This is a genomic window from Syntrophotalea carbinolica DSM 2380, assembly GCF_000012885.1.
Classification (GTDB): domain Bacteria; phylum Desulfobacterota; class Desulfuromonadia; order Desulfuromonadales; family Syntrophotaleaceae; genus Syntrophotalea; species Syntrophotalea carbinolica.
In genome coordinates, this window is the sequence record NC_007498.2 from 3,353,429 (window position 1) to 3,375,204 (window position 21,776).

Annotated in this window: 21 protein-coding genes; 7 read left to right on the forward strand and 14 right to left on the reverse strand. The window is 54.3% G+C overall.

The features are described 5' to 3' along the window. On the reverse strand, positions 1–534 hold the full coding sequence (gene nrfH, locus PCAR_RS15535; RefSeq protein WP_011342652.1) for a cytochrome c nitrite reductase small subunit: 534 nt from the start codon (positions 532–534) through the stop codon (positions 1–3). Positions 535–859: 325 nt separating this feature from the next. Beyond that, positions 860–1,093, reverse strand: coding sequence for a hexameric tyrosine-coordinated heme protein (locus PCAR_RS15540; RefSeq protein WP_011342653.1), 234 nt, complete (start codon positions 1,091–1,093; stop codon positions 860–862). 542 nt (positions 1,094–1,635) lie between these two features. Here PCAR_RS15540 and PCAR_RS15545 point away from each other — a divergent pair. From PCAR_RS15545 to hcp, 4 genes are all read left to right on the forward strand, one after another. After that, positions 1,636–1,974, forward strand: a complete 339-nt coding sequence (locus PCAR_RS15545; RefSeq protein ID WP_011342655.1) for a cupin domain-containing protein — start codon at positions 1,636–1,638, stop codon at positions 1,972–1,974. Positions 1,975–2,020: 46 nt separating this feature from the next. Further along, the gene (locus PCAR_RS15550; protein ID WP_011342656.1) at positions 2,021–2,326 is read left to right on the forward strand and encodes a hypothetical protein; all 306 of its coding nucleotides are present in this window, start codon (positions 2,021–2,023) and stop codon (positions 2,324–2,326) included. A 159-nt stretch (positions 2,327–2,485) separates the two neighbouring features. Next, a complete protein-coding gene (locus PCAR_RS15555; protein ID WP_011342657.1) occupies positions 2,486–3,679 on the forward strand; it encodes an anaerobic nitric oxide reductase flavorubredoxin in 1,194 nt (397 codons plus the stop codon). A 131-nt stretch (positions 3,680–3,810) separates the two neighbouring features. Continuing rightward, positions 3,811–5,472 (forward strand): hydroxylamine reductase, encoded by a 1,662-nt coding sequence (gene hcp, locus PCAR_RS15560; RefSeq protein ID WP_011342658.1) that lies wholly within the window; start codon positions 3,811–3,813, stop codon positions 5,470–5,472. Positions 5,473–5,667: 195 nt separating this feature from the next. Here the strand turns inward: hcp and PCAR_RS15565 are convergent, their stop codons facing one another. From PCAR_RS15565 to PCAR_RS15590, 6 genes are all read right to left on the reverse strand, one after another. After that, positions 5,668–6,009: a PAS domain-containing protein gene (locus tag PCAR_RS15565; protein ID WP_011342659.1), complete on the reverse strand. Its 342-nt coding sequence runs from the start codon at positions 6,007–6,009 to the stop codon at positions 5,668–5,670. 73 nt (positions 6,010–6,082) lie between these two features. Beyond that, a complete protein-coding gene (locus PCAR_RS15570) occupies positions 6,083–7,549 on the reverse strand; it encodes an efflux transporter outer membrane subunit (protein WP_011342660.1) in 1,467 nt (488 codons plus the stop codon). 13 nt (positions 7,550–7,562) lie between these two features. Beyond that, positions 7,563–8,273: an ABC transporter ATP-binding protein gene (locus PCAR_RS15575; protein ID WP_011342661.1), complete on the reverse strand. Its 711-nt coding sequence runs from the start codon at positions 8,271–8,273 to the stop codon at positions 7,563–7,565. 1 nt (position 8,274) lies between these two features. Next, positions 8,275–9,480, reverse strand: coding sequence for an ABC transporter permease (locus PCAR_RS15580; protein ID WP_011342662.1), 1,206 nt, complete (start codon positions 9,478–9,480; stop codon positions 8,275–8,277). Beyond that, entirely contained in the window at positions 9,477–10,628 is a 1,152-nt protein-coding gene (locus tag PCAR_RS15585) for an efflux RND transporter periplasmic adaptor subunit (RefSeq protein WP_011342663.1), read from the reverse strand. Before PCAR_RS15585 ends, PCAR_RS15580 begins: the two co-directional genes overlap by 4 nt. Next, a complete protein-coding gene (locus PCAR_RS15590; protein ID WP_011342664.1) occupies positions 10,625–11,233 on the reverse strand; it encodes a TetR/AcrR family transcriptional regulator in 609 nt (202 codons plus the stop codon). The genes PCAR_RS15585 and PCAR_RS15590 overlap by 4 nt, the downstream gene beginning before the upstream one ends. Positions 11,234–11,744: 511 nt before the next feature. Here PCAR_RS15590 and nirB point away from each other — a divergent pair. Continuing rightward, positions 11,745–14,660 carry a nitrite reductase large subunit NirB gene (gene nirB / locus PCAR_RS15595; RefSeq protein WP_011342665.1) on the forward strand — a complete coding sequence of 972 codons (2,916 nt, stop codon included), beginning with the start codon at positions 11,745–11,747 and terminating at the stop codon, positions 14,658–14,660. Positions 14,661–14,937: 277 nt separating this feature from the next. On the opposite strand, the gene PCAR_RS15600 is transcribed toward nirB, so the two are convergent. The 3 genes from PCAR_RS15600 to PCAR_RS18505 form a co-directional block, all read right to left on the reverse strand. Further along, positions 14,938–15,219 (reverse strand): peptidylprolyl isomerase, encoded by a 282-nt coding sequence (locus PCAR_RS15600; protein ID WP_011342666.1) that lies wholly within the window; start codon positions 15,217–15,219, stop codon positions 14,938–14,940. Between the two features lie 186 nt (positions 15,220–15,405). Then, positions 15,406–16,323, reverse strand: a complete 918-nt coding sequence (locus tag PCAR_RS15605) for a class I SAM-dependent methyltransferase (protein ID WP_011342667.1) — start codon at positions 16,321–16,323, stop codon at positions 15,406–15,408. Between the two features lie 108 nt (positions 16,324–16,431). Continuing rightward, a complete protein-coding gene (locus PCAR_RS18505) occupies positions 16,432–16,824 on the reverse strand; it encodes a hypothetical protein (protein ID WP_245523297.1) in 393 nt (130 codons plus the stop codon). A 340-nt stretch (positions 16,825–17,164) separates the two neighbouring features. Between PCAR_RS18505 and PCAR_RS15610 the strand changes: the two genes are divergently transcribed. Both PCAR_RS15610 and PCAR_RS15615 read left to right on the forward strand, forming a co-directional pair. Then, positions 17,165–17,647, forward strand: a complete 483-nt coding sequence (locus PCAR_RS15610) for a YchJ family protein (RefSeq protein WP_011342669.1) — start codon at positions 17,165–17,167, stop codon at positions 17,645–17,647. A gap of 304 nt (positions 17,648–17,951) precedes the next feature. Next, the gene (locus PCAR_RS15615; protein WP_011342670.1) at positions 17,952–19,295 is read left to right on the forward strand and encodes a radical SAM/SPASM domain-containing protein; all 1,344 of its coding nucleotides are present in this window, start codon (positions 17,952–17,954) and stop codon (positions 19,293–19,295) included. Positions 19,296–19,537: 242 nt separating this feature from the next. Here the strand turns inward: PCAR_RS15615 and PCAR_RS15620 are convergent, their stop codons facing one another. From PCAR_RS15620 to PCAR_RS15630, 3 genes are read right to left on the reverse strand one after another with little or no spacing between them, the layout of a single operon-like run. Beyond that, positions 19,538–20,221, reverse strand: coding sequence for a hypothetical protein (locus PCAR_RS15620; protein WP_011342671.1), 684 nt, complete (start codon positions 20,219–20,221; stop codon positions 19,538–19,540). Positions 20,222–20,224: 3 nt separating this feature from the next. Continuing rightward, the gene (locus tag PCAR_RS15625) at positions 20,225–20,710 is read right to left on the reverse strand and encodes a hypothetical protein (RefSeq protein ID WP_011342672.1); all 486 of its coding nucleotides are present in this window, start codon (positions 20,708–20,710) and stop codon (positions 20,225–20,227) included. Positions 20,711–20,721: 11 nt separating this feature from the next. After that, the gene (locus tag PCAR_RS15630; protein WP_011342673.1) at positions 20,722–21,762 is read right to left on the reverse strand and encodes a hypothetical protein; all 1,041 of its coding nucleotides are present in this window, start codon (positions 21,760–21,762) and stop codon (positions 20,722–20,724) included. Positions 21,763–21,776 lie beyond the last annotated feature (14 nt).

Here is a 21,776-nt window from a genome sequence, read left to right on the forward strand (position 1 = left end):
TCAAGGCTCCTTCCGGACTCCCGTTGTCATGAACTCTTCCGGCGTCATTGCACCGCCCAGCCCCACCGTCTCACCGTGCCCGACATCCGCATGGCACTTAACACAACGCACAGCATCCTTATCGCTCGTCGCGCCTGCCAGCATTTCCGATACAATATCTCCGTGGCATCTCAGACAGTTTTCCTGAAGAATATGGCTGTTGCCTTCTTTGATAAGAATAGGCTCGTGAAAGTCCTGGAACGTAAACCCTTTGGAATGATGGTAACCGTTCGAGGCTTTGGCCATATATTTTGCGAAAAAATCGACAGGGAGGTGACAATCCACGCAAGTAGCCGCCCCGTGATGGCTGGCTTTTTGCCATGAGTCATAGTGAGATTTCATGATGTGGCAATTCGCACAGGCCGTCGGGTCCGTACTGAAGTAGGAGAGCCCTTCTGCATACATGAAAGTGTACGCACCAAGGCCTGCCAGTGCGCCAAGCAAGGCAGTCGCTACGCCCAACCAGCGATGGAATTTGGTTTTGAATACCGCCATCCTCTAACCTGTAATCTCTTTGGGGATTTGATTATTTCCCCGATTCAGGAAGTGCCGCTTGGCAACCTCGTTACACAAGAATGGGGGGGCTGGTAATAGGACAAACTGTTCATTGCGGGATTCGCGTCACGATCCCGGGAAAACAAACAACAGCAGGCCTACACATCCATTTTCGAACACTTACCACCCCCCTCATTAGGTGGTCAACGGAAAATGTTCCCTTTTACTGACAAACATCAAAAAATTTAAGCAGCAACCCATGAGTTCACTATCTCAGAGGCAGCGATGATTTAAGTGTCGTTGCCAGAATCAACCGCTCGTCATTCTATTCTCGCCAATAATTGTTAGCAGCGGCTACGGTTTGAAAGTGTATCGCTATTACTTGTGAGCAAGCAATTAATGAGTCTGCGTCCCTGGAATAGACTTCACGGAGCATAAACAAAACCTCTTTGTCCGGCTGTGTTGTTTTGACTCCTTTTCTTGCCAAGCTAACAGCAAGTTGAAAACCTTCTTCTGGTGTTTTTGTGATCAAGGAAAGAGGCGGCTTTTCCTTCATCATTTCTGCCATACCTTTTTCTGTTGCGGCACACGCGGAAGTAACTACCAGGAATTGAAGCATTAGAACGGATACGATAATTGATTTGATTTTCATCTGCCTTTCTCCTTTCACCTCGGTTTGATAATGTCGGCTCTTTTCCACAACTCATGCATACTTGAGCTGTGGAGAATTTACTACGGCGTACACGGTTCTTCTACCCTAGCTGAGCCCCCTCTTGGGCGTGTCTAACTATCACCCCCCCCCTCCAAAAGACATGATCAGTCCCGACTAGGCCATTAATTCCTTTTCAGATAACGATAGCAGTTCAGGGAATGCAATCAAGGCGAGCTGGATATAAATGCACGATTGGAGAGTGTTTTGAATGGAAGCGTCCGACTGGAGACAGGTCCCTGTAGTCAAGTCCTTTACTCCGCCTGCGTAAATTTATCGAAAATTGAGCTTTATCAATATCTGCTGCATGAAAATTCGATAGAGTCGAAGCCATTGAAGGCCTGTTTGTCAGAAATGTTTCCGGGTGAACTCTGTATTGAAAGGAACGGATAATGGAAATCGTCGAAGCAAAAACGGCTGACCTCACAGCCAATCCCCACCAAGTCAATGCCAGCAAGCTGCATGACTCGGAACATGCCCAGATCATACATATCGTTCTCGAACCGGGTGAATCACTGAAGAAACATATCACCCCCGTGGATGTGATTTTTTACGTGCTCGAAGGCCAGGGGATCGTCGAAATCGGCGAAGAGAAGCAACAGGTTGGGCCCGACACCCTGATCAATAGCCCGGCGAAAATACCCCACTGCTGGTACAACGAAAGTTCCGCCGTACTCAGGTTTCTGGTGGTCAAAGTGCCACGCCCGACGGAGGCCACGAAGCTGCTATGAGCAGGTTTAAGCCCGCAGGAAGGCTTTTTTTTTGGAGGGAAATTCCATGAGCATCGCACCTAATACCAAAGTTCGCATGTTCGGCTCATTGCACACCATCCGGCGCCGGCGAGGCCAGGAACCATTTGCAGAACTGTATATTCCGGCAGAGGGTTGTACGGGGCTCGATTTGGCGAAGGAACTGGATCTGCCGCTGGATAAAATCGAAGGGGTTTTCATAAACAATTTTGCCCGCTCCCTCGAAGAACTCATCCAGCCTGGCGACAGAGTGGCTTTCATTTCCACTGGCGTACCGGGACCGCACCGCTATTCCCTCAGTACCCACAGCGTCTTTAAATGCTCCGGGGAATAGCTGTAAGGAGAGGTCTGGCAAGCCTCTACGATTTTATTCTTCTGGATAGATTGGACTTGCTTTCAGCTATCTGTATGTTAAAAATAATATGTCGGCAATTAAGTTTGCGAAAATATTGCTTTTAGAGCGATATGGAGACTTCACGTCACAGGAGGCACCATGCACTTTCCCGTTACAAATATCGTAACTTGGGTAGGAAAAACCGACTGGGAACTGCGCAAGTTTCACGGAGAAGAATACTCCACCCATCGGGGCAGCACCTATAATTCCTACCTGGTTCAGGATCAAAAAACGGCCCTTATCGATACTGTCTGGGCGCCTTTCGCCAAAAGCTATATTGAAGAATTGTTCCAAAAGGTTTCCCCCGAGGAGATTGATTTCGTTATAGCGAATCATGCGGAGATCGATCACAGCGGCGCTCTGCCCGAGTTGATGCGGCATCTTCCCGGAAAGCCTATCTACTGTACCGCCAACGGGGTCAAGTCGCTGAAGGGGCACTATCATGCCGACTGGAACTTTCAGGTCGTCAAGACCGGGGATCGCCTGAGTTTAGGCGATCGGGAGCTGATCTTTATTGAAGCACCGATGTTGCATTGGCCGGACAGCATGTTCTGTTATCTCACCGGAGAGGACATTCTGTTTTCCAACGATGCCTTCGGACAACACCTGGCGGCCGAGGAAGCCTATAATGACCGCGTGGATTCTTGTGAGCTCTGGGCGGAATGCATTAAATACTACGCCAATATTCTTACTCCCTTCAGTCCCCTGGTTCTCAAAAAAATCGAACAGTTCGCCGGCCTTGAATTGCCACTCAAGATGATTTGCCCCAGCCACGGTGTGCTCTGGCGCGATAACCCGATGCAGATTGTTCAAAAGTATCTGGAGTGGGCCAACCAATACCGGGAAGACCAGGTCACCATTATTTACGACACGATGTGGAATAGTACCCGGAGCATGGCCGAGGCTATTGCCGCGGGGATTCATCAGGCATCCCCTGCCACGGCGGTTAAGGTTTTCAACTGTGCCCGATCGGATAAAAACGATGTCATTACCGAGATTTTCAAATCCAAGGCGATTTTATTCGGTTCCCCGACCATCAATCAGGGCATCCTGACGGCGACGGCGGGAATGTTGGAAGAAATACGTGGGCTGAAATTCCGCGGAAAGAAAGCTGCAGCATTCGGTGCTTTTGGCTGGAGTGGCGAAAGTGTCGGGATGCTCAGTGAGAAACTCGGTGAAGCCGGATTTGATGTGGTCAATGGCGGGCTGCGTTTGCCGTGGGCCCCTGATGCCGAAGCCTTGCAACAGTGTGTAGATTTTGGCAGGGCTTTTGCCGAAACAGTCGGCTCTTAAACTTAGTGGGAAAACCGGGATAAACGCCGAAATGCAAAAATGGCGTATTGTGAATTCTCCCGGATTTGTTTGCAGGAATTCGTCATTGAGGCGAATAGTTGAAAGAAAAAAACCGAATTAGGAGGACTAACATGTTTTGTCATCAATGTGAGCAAGCAGCAAAAGGCACAGGCTGTACCAAGGTAGGCGTTTGCGGTAAACAACCGGATGTGGCCGCTCTGCAAGACAACCTGCTTTACGGCCTGCGGGGTCTGGCCTGCTACGCCAACGAAGCCCGCAAACTTGGGGCGAAGGACGGAGCTATCGACAAATTCATGCTTGAAGGGCTGTTTGCCACGGTGACCAACGTCGATTTCGATCCCAATCACCTTACCGCCGTCATTAAAGAATGCGGCAAGATGAAGGATAAGGCCCGCGATTTGTTCCTCAAGGCCGGCGGCAAGGAAGAGGGCTCCTCCCTGTTTGCCCGCATCAAGGCATTCTTCGGCGCCGAAGGCGACGGCAAAGGACCTATCGCCTGGACTCCGGCGGGGAACCTGGTAGCCCAAGGCGAGAAAGTCGGCATCGAAACCCTGCACGCAGATGAGGATATCCGCTCGGCCATCGAGATTCTAATTTATGGCCTCAAGGGGATGGCAGCTTACGCCGACCACGCGCAGATTCTCGGCAAGACCGACGAAGAAGTGATGGCGTTCAACCACAAAGCCCTGGCCGCTACCTGCGATCCCGAACTCGGCCTGATGGACTTCGTCAATCTGTGCATGGAGTGCGGCAAGCAAAACCTGACGATGATGGGCCTGCTCAATGCCGCCCATGTGGAGAACTACGGCCATCCGGAGCCGACCCCGGTCAATACCGGTACGAGGGCCGGCAAGGGTATCCTGGTGTCCGGCCATGACCTGAAGATGCTTGAGGAGCTGCTCAAGCAGACCGAGGGCAAGGGCATCAACGTCTATACTCACGGCGAGATGCTGCCGGCGCACGGCTATCCCGGCCTGAAGAAGTACGCCCACCTGGCCGGCAACTTCGGCGGCGCCTGGCAGGACCAGGCCAAAGAGCTCCCCAACTTCCCCGGCGCCATCATCTTCAACACCAACTGCATCCAGAAGCCGGCCGAGTCCTATAAGGATCGCCTGTTCACCTGGGGCTGCACCGCCTGGCCCGGCGTCACCCACATCGACGGTTTCGACTTCTCCGCGGTCATCGACAAGGCCCTGTCCTGTCCCGACCTGGCGGAAGTATCGGGCAAAGAGATTCTGGTCGGCTTTGGTCACAACGCGGTGCTCGGTGTGGCCGACAAGGTCATCGAGGCGGTCAAGGCCGGCGCGGTCAAGCACTTCTTCCTCATCGGCGGTTGCGACGGCGCCAAGCCCGGCCGCAACTATTACACAGAGTTCGCCGAAAAAGTGCCTCAGGACTGCGTGATCCTGACCCTGGCCTGCGGCAAGTATCGCTTCAACAAGCTCGACTTCGGCGACATCGGCGGTATCCCGCGACTGCTGGATGTCGGTCAATGCAACGACGCCTACAGCGCGATTCAGATCGCGGTAGCCCTGGCCAACGCCTTTGATTGCGGTGTTAACGACCTGCCGTTGAGCCTGATCCTCTCCTGGTACGAACAGAAGGCGGTGGTTATCCTGCTGACCTTGCTGCACCTGGGGATCAAGAACATCAAGCTCGGTCCCAGCCTGCCGGCATTCGTCACACCCAACGTCCTCAACTATCTGGTGGAGAACTTCAATATCGCGCCGATCACCACCCCGGATGAGGACCTCAAGGCGATTCTCGGCTAAACCCTTTTCGCACTATGTCAGTTGATAATACCGGGGCGAGCTTATTGCTCGCCCCGGTATTTCGTGCGCCAGACATAGCGTATAGCGCCTTGAACTGCGCACGAAAAAAAAGCCTGGCGAGAGATCCCACCAGGCCTCTATTATGCAAAAGGTATAAACTTGCAAAAAATAATCGGGCTCAGTTCACATGAGAGATCAGGCCAAAGAACCTTCAAAAACCATTTCCATCACACCGCCTAACGCATCCCCGTCGTAGAACGGTACGTTGACAATAGTAAGGGTCCCTCCGGGGCCGTCCATGGTCAGATAGTTGATCTTGATCTTTTTGTCTGCGAAATCCTGATAGATGGCTTTCAACTTGTCCATGGTTTCCGGCTGATGACAGAATGCCATGTTCTTGCCCACTTCCAGGCCGGAAATGTCCAGTTCGTTAAAGAGTTCATAGGCACGCTGGTTGGCATAGGTCACATTGAATTCAGGGTCGGAAACGATCACGGCCGTGTTCAGGTTGTCCCAAGCTTTGCTGGCATCCTTCATTTTTCTCCTCCTAGGTGCATGGTTGATAAAATTTGTGCCATATCCACGATATGGCACAGGGGATCAAAAGGAGTTACGGTGCATCACTGCTCGGCATCCCTCCTCCCATGGCTACTAAAAACGCCACGCTGTTGAGAAGTCGCTGTGCCTGCACCTCAATCAGATCCATTTCCGTTTTTTGCGACTGTTGTTGTGCGATGAGAAGTTCAATATAATCGGCTGCACCCATTTCGTACCTGTTCTTCATGATATCGAGTGCCTTCTGCGATGCCATATTGGCGACAGAAAAAGCCGACAATCTCCGGGAATCGTTCTCCAGATCACACAGCACGTCGGCTACATTTCGCAACGATTCGAGTACGATGTTTCGGTAATTCTCCAACGCGGCATCAAAAGCTGCTAGCGCCGCACGTTTCTCTGCAGAAAGGCCCGAATTGAAAAGAGGTTGTGTCAGTTGTCCGGCGAGGTTCCAAACTGCCGAGCCGCTGCCGAACAAACCTCCGATCGACAACGCCTGCGAACCGAGGTTTGCACTGAGATTCAACTGCGGATAGAGATTTGCTATTGCAACACCGTATTCCGCATTGGCTTTTTGCAACAGAGCCTCGGCGGCTTGAATGTCCGGGCGGGCGCGGACCAGTTCGGAGGGGACAATCAGTGGTAGAGCAACGGGGAGATTGAAATCCTGAAGGGAAAAGGAGGGTGTCCCGGCGGCTCCGGGCTCTTTTCCAGCGAGAACGGCTAACAGGTGTTCGCTTCGCTGGAGCTGGCTAAGCAGCAGAGGGATGTCGGCACGGGTTTGCTCGACCCGGGTTTGCAGGGTCAGTATCTCTTCGGGGGCAGCCTGGCCAAGACGCACTTTCTCCCGGGTCAATTCCAGTTGTTCTTCCTGAACGTGGAGGATGGCTTCCATAGCCTGAATTTGACTTGCGAACCTGGCCTGGGATATGGCCGTGCTGGCGACGTGGCTCGTCAATGCCAGCCGTGCCCCCGCCAATTGAAAGCGTTGATAATCGATCTCTGCGGCCAGAGCTTCCAATATGCGCCGGTTGCGTCCGAATAGGTCGAGATTGTACCGCAGTCCTATGCCTGCGTTGAAAAGCTCGAATTCCCGGGGATCTCCGGTCAATCCCGATGAGCCGGGGTTAAATCGTTGGCGCTGACCGGTGATGTTTGCCTCAGCTTGAGGGTAACGGGTCCAGCCGGACTTTGCCGCATAATTTTCCTGCGCCTGGCGCAGGGTAGCCCGTGTCGAAGCCAGTGTAGGACTGGCCTGTAGTGCTTCTATGATAAGAGCATTGAGCTTGCCCGAGCCCAGATCTTTCCACCACTGTGGATTTATGGCCCTGCCCTCAACCAACCGTTGAGATGCTCCCCATCTTGTCGGCGCCGAAGTTGTGGTATCGGGGAAAGGAACCGCGGTATAAGCTGTCACGCTGGGTGCCGGCGGTTGTTTGAAGTCGGGACCGACGACGCAGCCGGACAGCAGTCCGACCACGAAGGCCATGGCGCTTAAATTAGCAATGTTTTGGCACCACATATTCGTCGAATTTTTACCCGATATCACGTCCTTCACCTGCTTCCTCATAGGTCACTCCATCACGGATATGGTAAATCCGCTTGAAGGTAGGAATTATTTTTTCGTCATGGGTGACGACGATAATCGCCGTCTCAAATTTTTGCGCCATGTCGTTTAGAATTCGAATCACCGCTAAGGCGCGTTCGCTGTCGAGCGGTGCGGTCGGTTCGTCGGCGAGAATCACCGGTGGATGGTTTACCAGCCCGCGTGCAATGGCGACCCGCTGCTGCTCTCCACCGGAAAGTTGCGACGGCATGGCTCTGGCGCGATGCGCCACATCGAGTGCTTTCAACATTTCTTTTGCACGTGTACGCGCCTCACCGTTGGACCTGCCTGCCAGCATGGGCAGCAGGGCTACGTTGTCGGTGACATCCAGAAACGGGATGAGATACGGTGCCTGAAAAACGAAACCGATCCTGTCTCGCCGCAAAGCACGGAGATCTTTAATCTTCCAACTGTCGTCATAAATGATGTCATCCCCAAGCATCATTTGACCACCGGTCGGTTCAGTTACCGCCCCCAGACATTTCAGCAGGGTGGTCTTGCCGGACCCGGAGGGACCGATCAGGCCAACGACTTCGCCGGGCGCAACGTGCATGTCAACGGCCTTCAATGCATCTACGGCCGTGTCGCCGCTTCCATAGCGTTTTTTTAATCCTTTTATACAAATACCATCACCAGCCATATCAACCTCCAATGGCTTCGGCCGGATCGACCTTGAGTGCAGCATGGATGGCAACAATGCTCGACATCGCGCAGATGATAACCACGGCGAAAAAACCAATGACTGAGTCAAGCGGCTGTAACAACACATATTTTGGGAAAATCGGCGCCATTAAGAGGGTTGCAGTGATCTTCCCCACCACGAAACCGATCAGGCCCAGGGCGAGGGACTGTTGCATGATCAGGCCGACAATGGTCCGGTTCCTGGTGCCAATCAATTTCAGCACAGCGATTTCACGGATTTTTGCCAGCGTCAAAGTGTAGATAATGAAGGCGACAATTGCCGAGCTGACTATCGAAAGGATCACCAGAAACATGGCAATCTGTTTTGCCGAAGAGGCGATTAACTTACCGACCAGAATTCCTTCCATCTGACGGCGGGTGTAGACTGTCAATCGTTTCCAGCGCCGGATCGATCCGGCAACTTCTTCCGCATCACGTCCCCTTTCAACCCTCACCAAAACGGCGTTAACGTAGGGATTGATTCCTTGCGAAGCGATGACCGCATCGGTTAAACCCAATACCCCCGGTATGTTGAAATCCGGATTTTCAATGGTGCGACGACGTTGCTCCCGGATAGCGTCGTTGTCCTTGAGAAACTGGGCTTCCTGGGCGTCCTTGAGGGGAATGAAAACCATCGGATCGCCACTGGAAGACACCATCCTTCTGGTCAAGCCGACCACAGTGTAGTAATTGCGGCGGATTCGGATGCGCTCACCGAGCTCGAATCCTGAAGTAATGTCTGCGACAGCTTCATAATGGCTTCTGGTTATCTGTCGTCCTGCGACAAGATAGGGTGGACGACCGGGTGTTGCCGGCCCACCGGGCGTGATTCCGGTTACCATGGCTCGCACATCCCCTTCTTGTCTGCGCACCTGCATGGTGAGATAGGTAATATTGGCCGCCTGCGCTACACCCGGCATGCCCCGGATTCCCCGCCAGGTGTCATCGTATAAGCTTGATGATTCGGCATAGGGGCCGAGAGTGTCTTTTTGAACCACCCAGAGATCAGCACCACTGTTATCAAGCAGCACCCTGGCATCATCCACCATGCCGCGATAGATGCCGGCCATGGAAAGCGTGACGCCGATCAGCAGTCCCAGCCCCATGCCGGTAAAAACGAATTTTCCCCAGGAGTGCAAAATATCACGCCCTGCGAGGCTGATCATTGGTCAACCTCAAGGATATGATCAACGATATGAATCCGGCTGCGCGTATTTAAAGCGTTTTCGCTGTAAGCCACCACCCGGTCACCCGCCTTGAGTCCCTCCCGGATCTGCAGATACCCATCGAGGTCGACAGGTCCCCGGGAAATCGACGTAAAACGAAGGTCGCCATCGATGACCTGCCATACACCTGTTCTGCCGTCAACAAAATGCACCGCGGCACCGGGAATAACCGGCGCGGGAGGAAGCGGCGGTAAAGCAACGGTGATTTCGGCCAATTCTCCAAGCGGAGGAAAAGGACCAGGAATTTGGTCAAAAACAACCTTGGCAAGCGATTCCTCGGTCACCGCATCTGCCAATGGCTCCACCCTGAACACCCGTCCGCTCAGTACTTTGCCAGGATGGGATCGTAATGTAATTCGGGCAGGCAGACCTGCAGCCAATCCATGTGCATGGATCTGATCAAACCGGACATTAACCCAAAGCGTGTCCGGATCGATCACCTCCGCAACCGTCTGGCCCGCGACCACAGTCGTGCCAGGATCGACATCGCGGGACACGACCAAGCCATCCGACGGCGCAATCAGTGACAGGTTTTTAAGCTGCTCCTTCAGGGCCGTCTTTTCCGCGCTTAAACGGGCTATTTCCTGGTGCGCTGCAGTCAGTGCAGCCCCGGCAACCAGAAGATCCTGCTGCTTCGTCGCAAAAATTTCTTCGCTGGTCGAGCGGGTTTTTAATAGCCCTTCGTAGCGTGTCGCCTGAGTTTGAGCAAAGTTGTGGCGGACTTCGGCTTCCCCAAGCTGCGCTTTTGCCCTTTTTATCGCAGCATCCATGGATTGAAGGCGCGCATTAAGGTCGACCGGGTCCATTTCGCCAAGTACTTGTCCGGATTTTACGCTGTCTCCAACGTAAACATTCAGTTGTTTCAATCGCCCGGGGGATGTTGGCCCGATTTTATAGGTGAAACGGGCCTTGACGGTTCCGATACCGAAAAGTGCAGGTGAAATATTTTTATTTTCGACGGTTGCTAAAACGACGGATACCGGGGCGAGTGGCCCCGAACGTAAAGCTACGTAAACAAAGAGTCCAAGGAGGGGAACAAATACGGCTACCAGCGCCAGTGTACGCTTTTGGTAAGGCAACCCTTTCATAATTTGCTCCTGATTCCCCGTTGAAAAATGGCAAAAACCCTCGGTGCATCCCGCCGGATACGACGCATATCTCCCGCCAGCAATGATTGCATCACTAGGCCCTGAATAGTGCCTATAAACAAATTTGCAGCGGCATCGCTATCGAGCGCTTTATCGAGTTCTCCACATACTTTTCCTTTTTCAATCAACTGATTGAGATATTCTCCATAGCGGCGGACAAGCATTTGGACAATACGTTTAGGACCGGTTTCATCTGCTCGTTGCAATTCGCCAAACAACATACGCGGGATGCCGGGGTGCTCCGTGATGAAATCCGAGTGGGTCAGAAAGATGTTTTCGAGGGCGGCCAAAGGCGACGAATGTGCCTTGCCCGCTTTTTCGACGCGTGCCATCAATTCTTTGAGAACCCATTCCATAGCCGCTTCGATTATGGCGTCTTTGGTCGAAAAGTGTCGAAACAGTGCCCCCTGGGTCAATCCCATGCGTTTCGCGATAGCTGCTGTGGTGATTTCACTTGGGTTCTGTTCTCCGGCTAATTCGAGCACCGTTTTAATGATAATCCCACGCCGCTCCTCCGCCGGTAAATGCTTGCGAGACCTACTCATACAACCTCCATAAAGATAGTAATCGATTACTATCTTTATGGAGAAACAAGATTTTGTCAATAGCTTTTTAAAAATAGAAAACTCATCCATTGTCCAGCCACAACCACAGGATGGACACTGCGCGATTTTCACATGGGACCAAGCTAGAAGAATTGATCCTTATCAAGGGTGCCGCGTTCTGCAATCCACATCGGCGCACCCTTTCTGAAACCAAATCCCTTAACATGGATACAGGCAGACAAATGATAGCAACGGCTTACCCTCATCTTTTTGTATGATTATTGTCATTTACGCTTAGCTCTCTTTTTGGTGGATAGAACCGTTTTTGTAAATTTATCGAAAATTGATTCATATCAATTGCCCGCACACAATTTACCACTACTGTGACTACCAATGATTCGAACACCCAAGGCGTCGACGTGCTCCGGACAGGAAAATATGTCTGTGCCCGGTTCCCTTCGCGAGCCATGGGGGTTTTATTTACGAGAGACGCACAAGGGAGTCGGCAGTCATGACTAAAAAAATCGTAATTATCGGTAACGGCATGGTGGGACACCGTTTCTGTGTGGAACTGATTGAGCGGGGCCTAGCGGGAAAAAACAGGGTGATTGTGTTCGGCGGTGAACCGCGACCGGCTTACGACAGGGTGCAGCTTTCAACCTGGTTCGCCGAAGAGTCGGTGGACCTGACCCTGGAAGACGAGGCATGGTACCGCGACAACGGCATAGAGTTGAGTCTCGGCGACCCGGTAATCGCCATCGACCGGGAGAATCGCACTGTCTCTACCACCTCGGGACGCTGTCAGGAGTACGATAAGCTGGTGCTCGCCACCGGCTCGTCGGCCTTCATGCCGCCGATTCCGGGAATGGAACACACCGGTGTTTTCGCTTACCGCACCATCGATGATCTGGAGGCGATCGCCGCCTACAGCCGGAAAGTATCCAGCGTCGCCGTGATCGGAGGCGGCCTGCTCGGCCTGGAAGCGGCTAAGGCCTGCGTCGATCTGGGGCTGGAAACCAAGGTGGTGGAGATGGCCCCGCGGCTGATGCCCCGGCAGCTCGACGACAAAGGCGCCGCGGTGCTCACCGAGGCGATCGAGCGTCTTGGCATCGAGGTGCTCACCGGTGTGGCCACCACCGGCATCGAGGGGGAAGACACGGTCACCGGCCTCGGATGCCGTGACCGCGACGTCCTGCCGGTGGAAATGGTGGTGGTGTCCGCCGGCATCGTACCCAACGACAAACTGGCCCGCGATTGCGGTCTGGAGATCGGACAGCGCGCCGGCATCGTGGTTAACAGTGCCATGCAGACCAGCGACCCGGCGATCTACGCCATCGGCGAATGTGCCCTGTTCGAAGGAATGATCTACGGCCTGGTGGCCCCCGGCTACGAAATGGCGCGGGTCACCGCGGCACAATTCGACGGGGAGGTAAAGGAATTCACCGGCTTCGACATGTCCACCAAGCTCAAACTGCTGGGGCTCGACGTGGCCTCCCTAGGTAATCCCTTCGACGACAACCCGGACAACCGGGTGGTGGAGGTGCATGATACCGTTACCGGAATCTACAAGCGCATGGTCATCGATCCCAGCGGCAAGAAGTTGCTCGGCGCCATCCTGGTGGGCGACGCCGAGCCCTACGGCATGCTGTCCCTCTACGTCAAGGGCAACAAGGATCTTCCCGAGCAGCCCCAGTCGCTGATTGTCAAAGGCGGCGCCGGCGCCGGTCTGACCATCGACCAGTTGGAGGATGAAGATATCATCTGCTCCTGCAACAACGTCAGCTATGGTACCATCAGCCACGCCATCGAGGAGCAGGAGCTGCGCACCGTGGATGCGATCCAGAAAGTCACCAAAGCCGGCACCGGCTGCGGCGGTTGCCTGCCGATGGTCAAGGCGGTGCTCAAACACGAGTTGGCCAAGGCCGGCATCGAAATGGACAATTCGGTGTGCGGGCACTTCCGCTATTCGCGCCAGGATCTGCTGCACATCGTCAAAACCAAAAAGATCCGCACCTTCGAGGAGCTGCTGGAACAGTACGGTCAGGGAGCCGGCTGCGCGGTGTGCAAAACTCAGGTCGCCTCGATCTTCGCATCGCTGTGGAACGAGTACATCCTCGATCACGCCAATCTGCAGGACACCAACGACCGTTTTCTCGGCAACATCCAACGCAACGGTACCTACTCTGTCATTCCGCGTTCCCCTGGCGGCGAGATTACCCCTGAGCAACTGATCGTTATGGGCGAGATAGCCAAAGAATTCAACCTTTACACAAAACTCACCGGCAGCCAACGCGTGGCGCTGTTCGGCGTACACCTGGAGGATCTGCCTAAAGTCTGGGCGCGACTGGGCGAAGTGGGTTTGGAGTCCGGACACGCCTACGCCAAGGGGCTGCGCATGGTCAAGAGCTGTGTAGGAGATACGTGGTGCCGCATGGGCATGGGGCCTTCCGTTGATTTTGCCATCGAACTGGAAAACCGATACAAAGGCATGCGCTCGCCGCATAAGTTAAAAGCGGCGGTGTCCGGCTGCACACGCGAGTGCGCCGAAGCGATGTGTAAAGACTTCGGCCTGATCGCCACCGAAAACGGTTGGAACCTTTACGTCGGCGGCAACGGCGGCGCCTTCCCGCGTCACGCCGACCTGTTGGCCACCGATCTCGACCGGGAAAAGGCCATCCGCTATATCGACCGCTACCTGATGTATTACGTACGCACCGCCGACAAGCTGGAGCGTACCGCCACTTGGCTGGGCAATCTTGAGGGCGGGGTAGAGAAACTGAAGAAGGTTATCATCGAAGACTCCCTTGGTATTTGTGCCGAACTCGAGGCGGACATGGAGCGGATCGTCGCCGGCCAACATGACGAATGGGCTGTTACCCTCTCCAAGCCGGAGCAGTTGGAACGATTCCGCCACTTTGCAAACACCGACGGGAAGGATCCTGTCAAGCTAATCGGCGTGCGCGGCCAGGAGAGGCCGGAAAATTGGCTGAAGGAATACGCTATGCCAGAGATCGAGCCAGTGGTCCTGGAAGGACCCCGCGAATGGGTCAATCTTGGCTGTGTCTCTGCGATACCCAAAAATAGTGGTGCTACCTTTCAATATGGCCGACACCAGATTGCGGTATTTAATTTCTCACACCGAGGTGAATGGTATGCCTGCCAGAATCTCTGCCCCCACAAGCAGGAGATGGTCCTGTCCCGCGGCCTTCTCGGAGATGCTGCGGGCATTCCGCAGGTGACCTGCCCGATGCACAAGAAATCTTTCTCACTCAAGGACGGCAAGTGCGCCAACGACGAAATCTATACCATTCAAACCTTTGAAGTGAAGGTCGATGGTGATGACCTCTTGGTCAAACTCCCCACACAGGAAGATCTAGATCGTTTGCACATTTGCAAGAGCAACGAACCTTGCACCTGCTTCGCTTGAGTTCGGGTAAATCAGGGGGAAAGCTCCTTTTGCCAGCCAAAGCCCCTATGTTAAGCGATGAAAGGTTTTAAATGTTGCAAGCCCCCCTTCATTTAAAAATGGAGGGGGGCTTTTGTCTGTAAAACCATTTCTGTTTTGAACCCGTGAGCTCCCTACTAAAAGAGTCAGTTCAAAATTTGAGAGCAAAAACCGTGGTCCAGACATTTCAGCAACTGCGATTCATTGGTCTCTCAAGTCTTGCTTGCGGTCCTTGTCTTCAGGTTCATCAAACCGATCCTCAGTCCACGCGACTGAGAATTTCGATCAAATGGTAACCGAACTGGGTCTTGACCGGGCCGAGAACCTTGCCGATCTCGCCGGAGAAGACCACTTCGTCAAATTCCTTGACCATCTGCCCGGGGCGAAACTCGCCAAGAGCCCCACCCTGCCTGCCGGAAGGACATTTAGAGTACTGTCCGGCGATAGCGGCAAAGGTTTCACCGGCTTCGATTCTTTTTTTGAGACTGAGGCATTCTTCCTCGGTAGGCACCAGAATGTGCCGGGCGCTTGCTCTGGCCATGATAGATCTCCTTTTGTAAGATGCGTTACAGGCAGCCATACATGGGCCACCGGCCCACTCCAAAAACATGGCAACTCATTACATACCGATTCGTTTCCCTCTCTCAACACACAAAAGAACCAAGCCCCTCGGACTTTAGCGGCTTAAGTGAGAAAAACGAACGAACCCAAAAACGATTTCCCCTGTCTACCCATTTTTAATCAAGGGTAAGCGGTAATGGTGCAGGGATACCGCGCAGTCCGGGTAAGCTTCGGGGAAATCGTCTCCCGGACGATAAAGCCCGAGGTTTTCCGCCTGGGGAATATGCTCCGCGAAAAGCCCGTCGAGAAAATCCGGGCCCAGATCCGGAGCGTTCAGGCAAGCCACTATCTCTCCACCGGGGGCAACCAGTTCCGGCAGGCGACGTACCAGCTTGGGCCAGTGCCTCTCTGCGGTAAAGCTTTTACCCTGGGAGGCCGGCGGATCGCAGATCACCAGATCGAAAGGCCCCAGTTTACGCAGTTTGCCGATGCTGCGAAAAAATTCCAGCGACAAAAAACTGGCCTGGCGCAGATCGATATCGTTAACCCGATGGTTGAGTCTGCCGAGTTCCAGCGCGCCGCGATTCATATCCAGATTGACCACCTGACGTGCACCGCCGGCCAGCGCGGCGACGGAAAAGCTGCAGGTGTAGGCGAAAAGATTCAATACGCGTTTGCCCGCCGCACGTTCGCGGACCAGCTTGCGCCCCACCGCCATATCCGGGAAAAACCCAACATTCCGGGCCTCGCCGAGGCGCAGCCGGAAGGACAATCCCGCCTCCAGCGCTTCAAGACTTTCCGGCAACGCCCCTTGCAACACACGGCTCGGACCGTTGAGTAAAAAACGCTCCTGCAATAGCACCGCAGCGGGTTTATCCGGCAAAGCCGCCGTCAAAAGTTGGGTCAGTTCCTCCAACCAAGCCTGCGACCGTTGCCGATAAAGAACCACCATCACAACCGGGGGAAAATAGTCGATCACCAGATCGTCGTAGCCGCTGAAGCATTGACCCCGGCCATGGAAAAGACGACGGGCTTCGCCGCTGCGCGGCAGATGCCGCATGATTTCTTCGTGAATGATTTGCATGGCGGGGATTATTGCAGAATGAGCGCACAATGGCCAGACCAAGTTGGGATATTTCAACGTACCTGTTGGTCAACCTGCGCCTTAATCGCGGACCGATGTCATCAGAAGTTACACCGTTTGCCAGTATTGCTGCCAGCGTCGCTTGGCGACATCCATATTGTACGCTTCCGGCAGCCGGCAGAGGCAGCCCTGTGCTTGCTCCAGAGTCTGTTTGACGGGAATCAGCGCCAGGCATTGGCAAGGCCGTTGAGCCAATGGGAGACTACAGCCGGTTGCCCCGTGAAATGAACAGCCGGAGACTACAGACCGAGGGGCCGGTATCGGCACTCCGGTTTTCTCCCATAACACCAACCCCAACGCCGGCAACTCTCCACGCAACTGCGCCAGCGTCAGACGTTGCCCAGGGAAAAAGAGCCCGAAAAACCGCTCCGGGTCCACCCATATTCCGGGACTCCCCTGACAGCAACGCCCGCCACATTCACGACAGAGCGAAAAATCCAAGGTGTCTCTTTGACCTGCCAGCAAAAGCTACATCCTTCCTTAAGAGCCATCATCATACCGATGGCAACATTACTTCCCGTCGACGACCGGTGAGAACCGGGCACCACCCTCCCACCATGTCACATTTCCGCCGATATTGTGAAAAAAAAGTGCCGGTCGTCGGTAAATAACAGCACAAAAGGTTCTTAAAACAACGCCATCCGAGATAAATTATCCGAATCCAGCCTGGTGCCGGAAAGCTTGCCGTTAAACACGAACCGCAAGACCAGCCTTGACTCTCTGTTCAAGGGTGAATAAACTTCGACACACTTTTGAATTCAATCCATCAAGGAGATCCACCATGAACAGCTGTCCTTGCGGCAGCGGCAACGACTACGCTGCCTGCTGCGAACCGATCATCATCGGGAAAAAACCGGCCGAAACGGCAGAACAACTCATGCGTGCGCGTTACTCCGCCCACGTCAAGGTCGAGGTCGATTTTCTTTATACCAGCACCCACCCCGATTATCGCGAGGGATACGACCACAAGGGCACCAAAACCTGGGCCGAGGATTCCCAATGGCACGGTCTCGAAATTATTGCAACGACAGACGGTGGTCCGAAAGACGAAACGGGCGAGGTCGAATTTGTCGCCCGCTTTCGCGATAAAGAAGGTTTACATAGCCACTGCGAGCGCGGTCAGTTCAAACGCCACGACAAGCAATGGCGGTTTACCGAAGGCATTATGGTCAAAGCGCAGCCGCGCAGCGTTACCAAGATCGGTCGTAACGATCCCTGCATTTGCGGCAGCGGCAAAAAATACAAAAAATGCTGCGGCAAATAAATCAGGCCTTTCAAAAACCGACAGAGTACTGGTCCCGCAAGACCGGGACTCTGTCGGCGCTTAAACCGTAAAAACCGTCAACCCCCACCAGTGACCCTTCAAAGCCGGCTGAAAACGCCTTTTAATGTCCCTGTTCTTATAACAAACCCGCCTTTTCAAAGTATACGCTTAACGCCCCTATTGGGGGGTGCCCGAGCCATGATTTTTATGTTAGGGTGGCGGCCTTGATATGCATGGAGGCCCGCAGCATGCCTCCAAACCTCTCTTGCCATAACCATTTAGCTACGACAAATCCGGAGCAGTTATGAGTTCGCAACCCTCCTTGCAGCCCACCGACGCCCTGCCGGCACCGCTCAGGGACTACCCGAGCAAGCTGTTTGTTGAAATCACCACCTTTTGCAATCTGCGTTGCCCCATGTGCGTCAAGCAGTCAGCAGACAGCAATATCATCGATGGCGACATGACCGAGGAAACCTTCAGCGCCCTGGAGCCTGCATTTCCCCGTCTCGAGGCCCTGCTGCTCAACGGTATCGGCGAGGCGCTGATGCACCCCCACCTGCTCGATTTTATCCACCGGGCCCGCCGTGCCATGCCGGAAAAGTCCTGGATCGGCTTTCAGTCCAACGGTTTGCTGCTCGATGAGCGCTGGGCCCGGGATCTGGTGGCCTCCGGCCTCGACCGGCTCTGCCTGTCGGTGGACGGGGTCAAGCCCGACACCTTCAGCAAGGTACGCGAAGGCGAAGACCTCGACGACATGGAACAGGCCTTCGCATTTTTGGCGGCCGCGCGCAAACGCCAACCCGACACCCGGCTCAAGGTCGGCGTCGAGTTCGTGTTGATGGAGGAAAACAAGCAGCAACTGTTGGATACCCTGCGCTGGGTCGCCGCTCGAGGTGCCGATTTCATGCTCGTCACCCAGGCATCGGCTTACGACAACTCTGCCATGGAGCAGCTCGCCTACGATAATTCAACCGACGAGGCCGTAAAGATCTTCACCTACTGGCGCGACAAGATCGCCGACATGGGACTCGACGTGCGTGATTATAATTCACGGTGGGAAATGGGGCGGTTTTTACCGGGACTGGATCCCAAGCTTGCCCGCATGATGGAACTGGTCGATCAGATGCGAGCCGACGCACGGAAAAAAGATGTTTTCCTGGACCTTCCGCGACTGTTAGAGCGCGGCGCCGACAAGGCGGAACAGTTGCAGGCCTTATTCGACGAGGCGGAGCTTTTGGCCAAGGATCTGGGCGTTGAACTGAGTCTGCCGGCCGCGGTTCCCCGCTTCGAACGCAAATGCGATTTCGTGGAAGACGGCGGAGCCTTCATCTCCTGGGACGGCGCAGTGCATCCCTGCTATTTCCTCTGGCATCAATTCCGTTGTTTTATCAACGACTGGGACCGTCTGATCAAACCCAAGATCTTCGGCAACGTCAACCAACGGCCGTTGCTTGATATCTGGAACGACGTGACCTTTCGCAGCTTCCGCGAAAACGTCCATGCCTTCGACTATCCCTACTGCAGCAATTGCGGGGTGGCTCCCTGTGATCTGCTGCAAGAGGAAGATTTCGAGTTTGACTGCTATACCCACCCGGAACCCTGCGGTGCGTGCCAGTGGGCCATGGGCCTGTTCCAATGCCTGCATTGACCTTGGGAACAAAAGCGTAAATATCAAAAAAGGCTCTTCCAAAAGGAAGAGCCTTTTTTGATGGCAGCTACAGTGTGCAGTACAAACTACATAACATGACCCGGATCACGGTTCTGCGATGATCATATTTTAATGAATAAAGGGTCCCATCTGCAGGCATTTTCCATCTCTCATGACCCGCAGGCAGAGTTCAACCATTCGGGCTGACAACATTCGATAGCCATGAATGATTTCTGATGTGATTAAGCCGCCGCCTTGATCATGGCGATCACCGCAAAGACCAGTCCGACGATCACCCAGATCGCCGCCAATATAACCACCACAATAGCACCGATGAGATCGGTTACGCTGACCAGGAAACCCGGCACCATTCCATGCAGATAAGATATAACGATAGTGGCCAATAGCGAGGTAGCGATCAGTAAAATGAGCCCCTTGTTTTCCAGGAATCGCTGATGCGCAATCACCAGCACGCCGCTGCTGACCAGTTTGCCCATCATAAGCAGCCCCAAGGTAGCAGCAGCGGCTCCAGTGGGGAAACTGGCGTAGCCCATGGCGGCATAAGCTATCGGCCCGAATGGCAATGCGAGCAGCAAGCCGATAAGCAGCATGAGTAATCCGACAGCCGCCACACCTGCGGCCACACAACCGATCAGCAACAACAACGACACTATGAAGGTGGCCACGCCCTGGACACGACCGGTGATGCGCTCAGGCAATATCAGCGGCGCCGCCATCAGCAGCACGGTGAAAACCAACTGGCCATCGAGCAGCGCCAGGCACGGAATTCCCCAGCCTACGACTGAAATGGAGCGACCAGAAAAAGACGCTGCCACGGCCGCCCCGAGTTCAGCCAAAAGCACGATAGCAAGCAATACAACCGCAGCAAGAAACAGGGGCTTGCGAAGACTCTGAAGCGGGCTCATGGTTTAGTCCTCTAATCGGATCTTGATAGTACCAGGCCCCGCATTAAAGAACCAAAAGGTTCCACCGCCGTCATATACCACAAATTTCGGCGAGCCTTTCTCTTCGTTGGGCCAGCTCTGCACCTTCACCTTTTCTCCATTCAACCTCTGCACCGACTTCGGTTGGTAGCGAATTTCGAGCCGATCGGGTCGTCTGCCTTCCAGGACGAACCCGCCCCGCCGCACTTTGTCATCGGCGGTGGAGACAGTGAATTTCCGCGACATGCCGGCGGTCAGCGCCAACGGTTGCCGCCAGGGAATACCGTTAGCGGTCAAATCCCGGGTTGCCAACCGGGGACCGCCGGCCAAGCCCCCCATAGCTTTCAACCAGGCCGGCGGGAAATCATTCGCATCGATACCATCGCCGCTACCACCAAGACCGGCAATGATCCCCACGGCACATAGTACCGCGACAAACACCAGCATAATCTGAAAAGTTCTCAGTTTCATGTCAGGCCCGGTTACTCCCTACCGGTAGTCGTAATTTCGATGGATTTGATCATCGTCAGAGCCTTCTGGTGACCGAATTCGAAATGATCGATAAGGGCATCTTCAGAACTCACCTCGACGATGCTGGGGGTATCATATTCATAAGGGGTGGCACTCGCCGTGTCGGTACCCAGCTCATTTCCGTCACGATCATACGCTCTGAGTTGATACTCCGCCTTGGCGCCAAAAAAGGCGATGGATACCTTGGTGGCGGGACGCTGCAACTTGAAACTCAGCTCCACACCGTTGCATTTGTTCGTATTATCTGGAGACGCCGTGGAGAGTACCGCCTCGGGCAGGCGATAACTGCCCGCCGGCAGGATTGCAGGTAAGGCATCCGCACAGTATGTGACTGCGGGTTTCACTTTGACCGGTAACGTCGGGGAGACAACCCGCCCGGACACGCGCAATCGATCCGCAAGTCGGGTTTCGCGCAAGGCATTTGCAGAGAGCGTGCTTTTGGGCTTTGTTTCCACCACCGATATCCCTTCATCCAGATAAGTATCGGCGGCTATCACCCCGGCAGCGGCCTCACTGAAGTTAATCTCGGTGGTTTTCGAGCGGTTCATTACCCACCACGTAATTCCACCGGCCACCATCACCAACACCACCGCGGACACGATAACGGTCCACCATGGAAAGCCTTTTTGTTTTTTTGGGGAAGCAGCCGAAGCCTCCCCCACCTCGAACGCCACCACCGGACCCTGGTTATATTCTTCGTCGGTATTATCCACCGACATCACGTCCAAACGCAGCCCGTAACGACCGACCGGGGTGCCGGGCGGCACGTTGACCAACACCTTGAAGGTCTGTGTCTGATTCGACTGCATTTGCTTGGTGGTCGGTTGCGCAACCTGCAACCAGGCCTGATCGGCACCCTGCAGCGCCACGGCTTCCGCTTTTGCCTCCACGGGCCGTTCTCCCACATAACGTACGGTGAACCCCGCCGCCCCCTTTCCTTGCTGCAAGCTAAGAGCGTCATCGGTCGGTGAAATCTCGAAATAATTTGGCATAACTGGCATCCTTT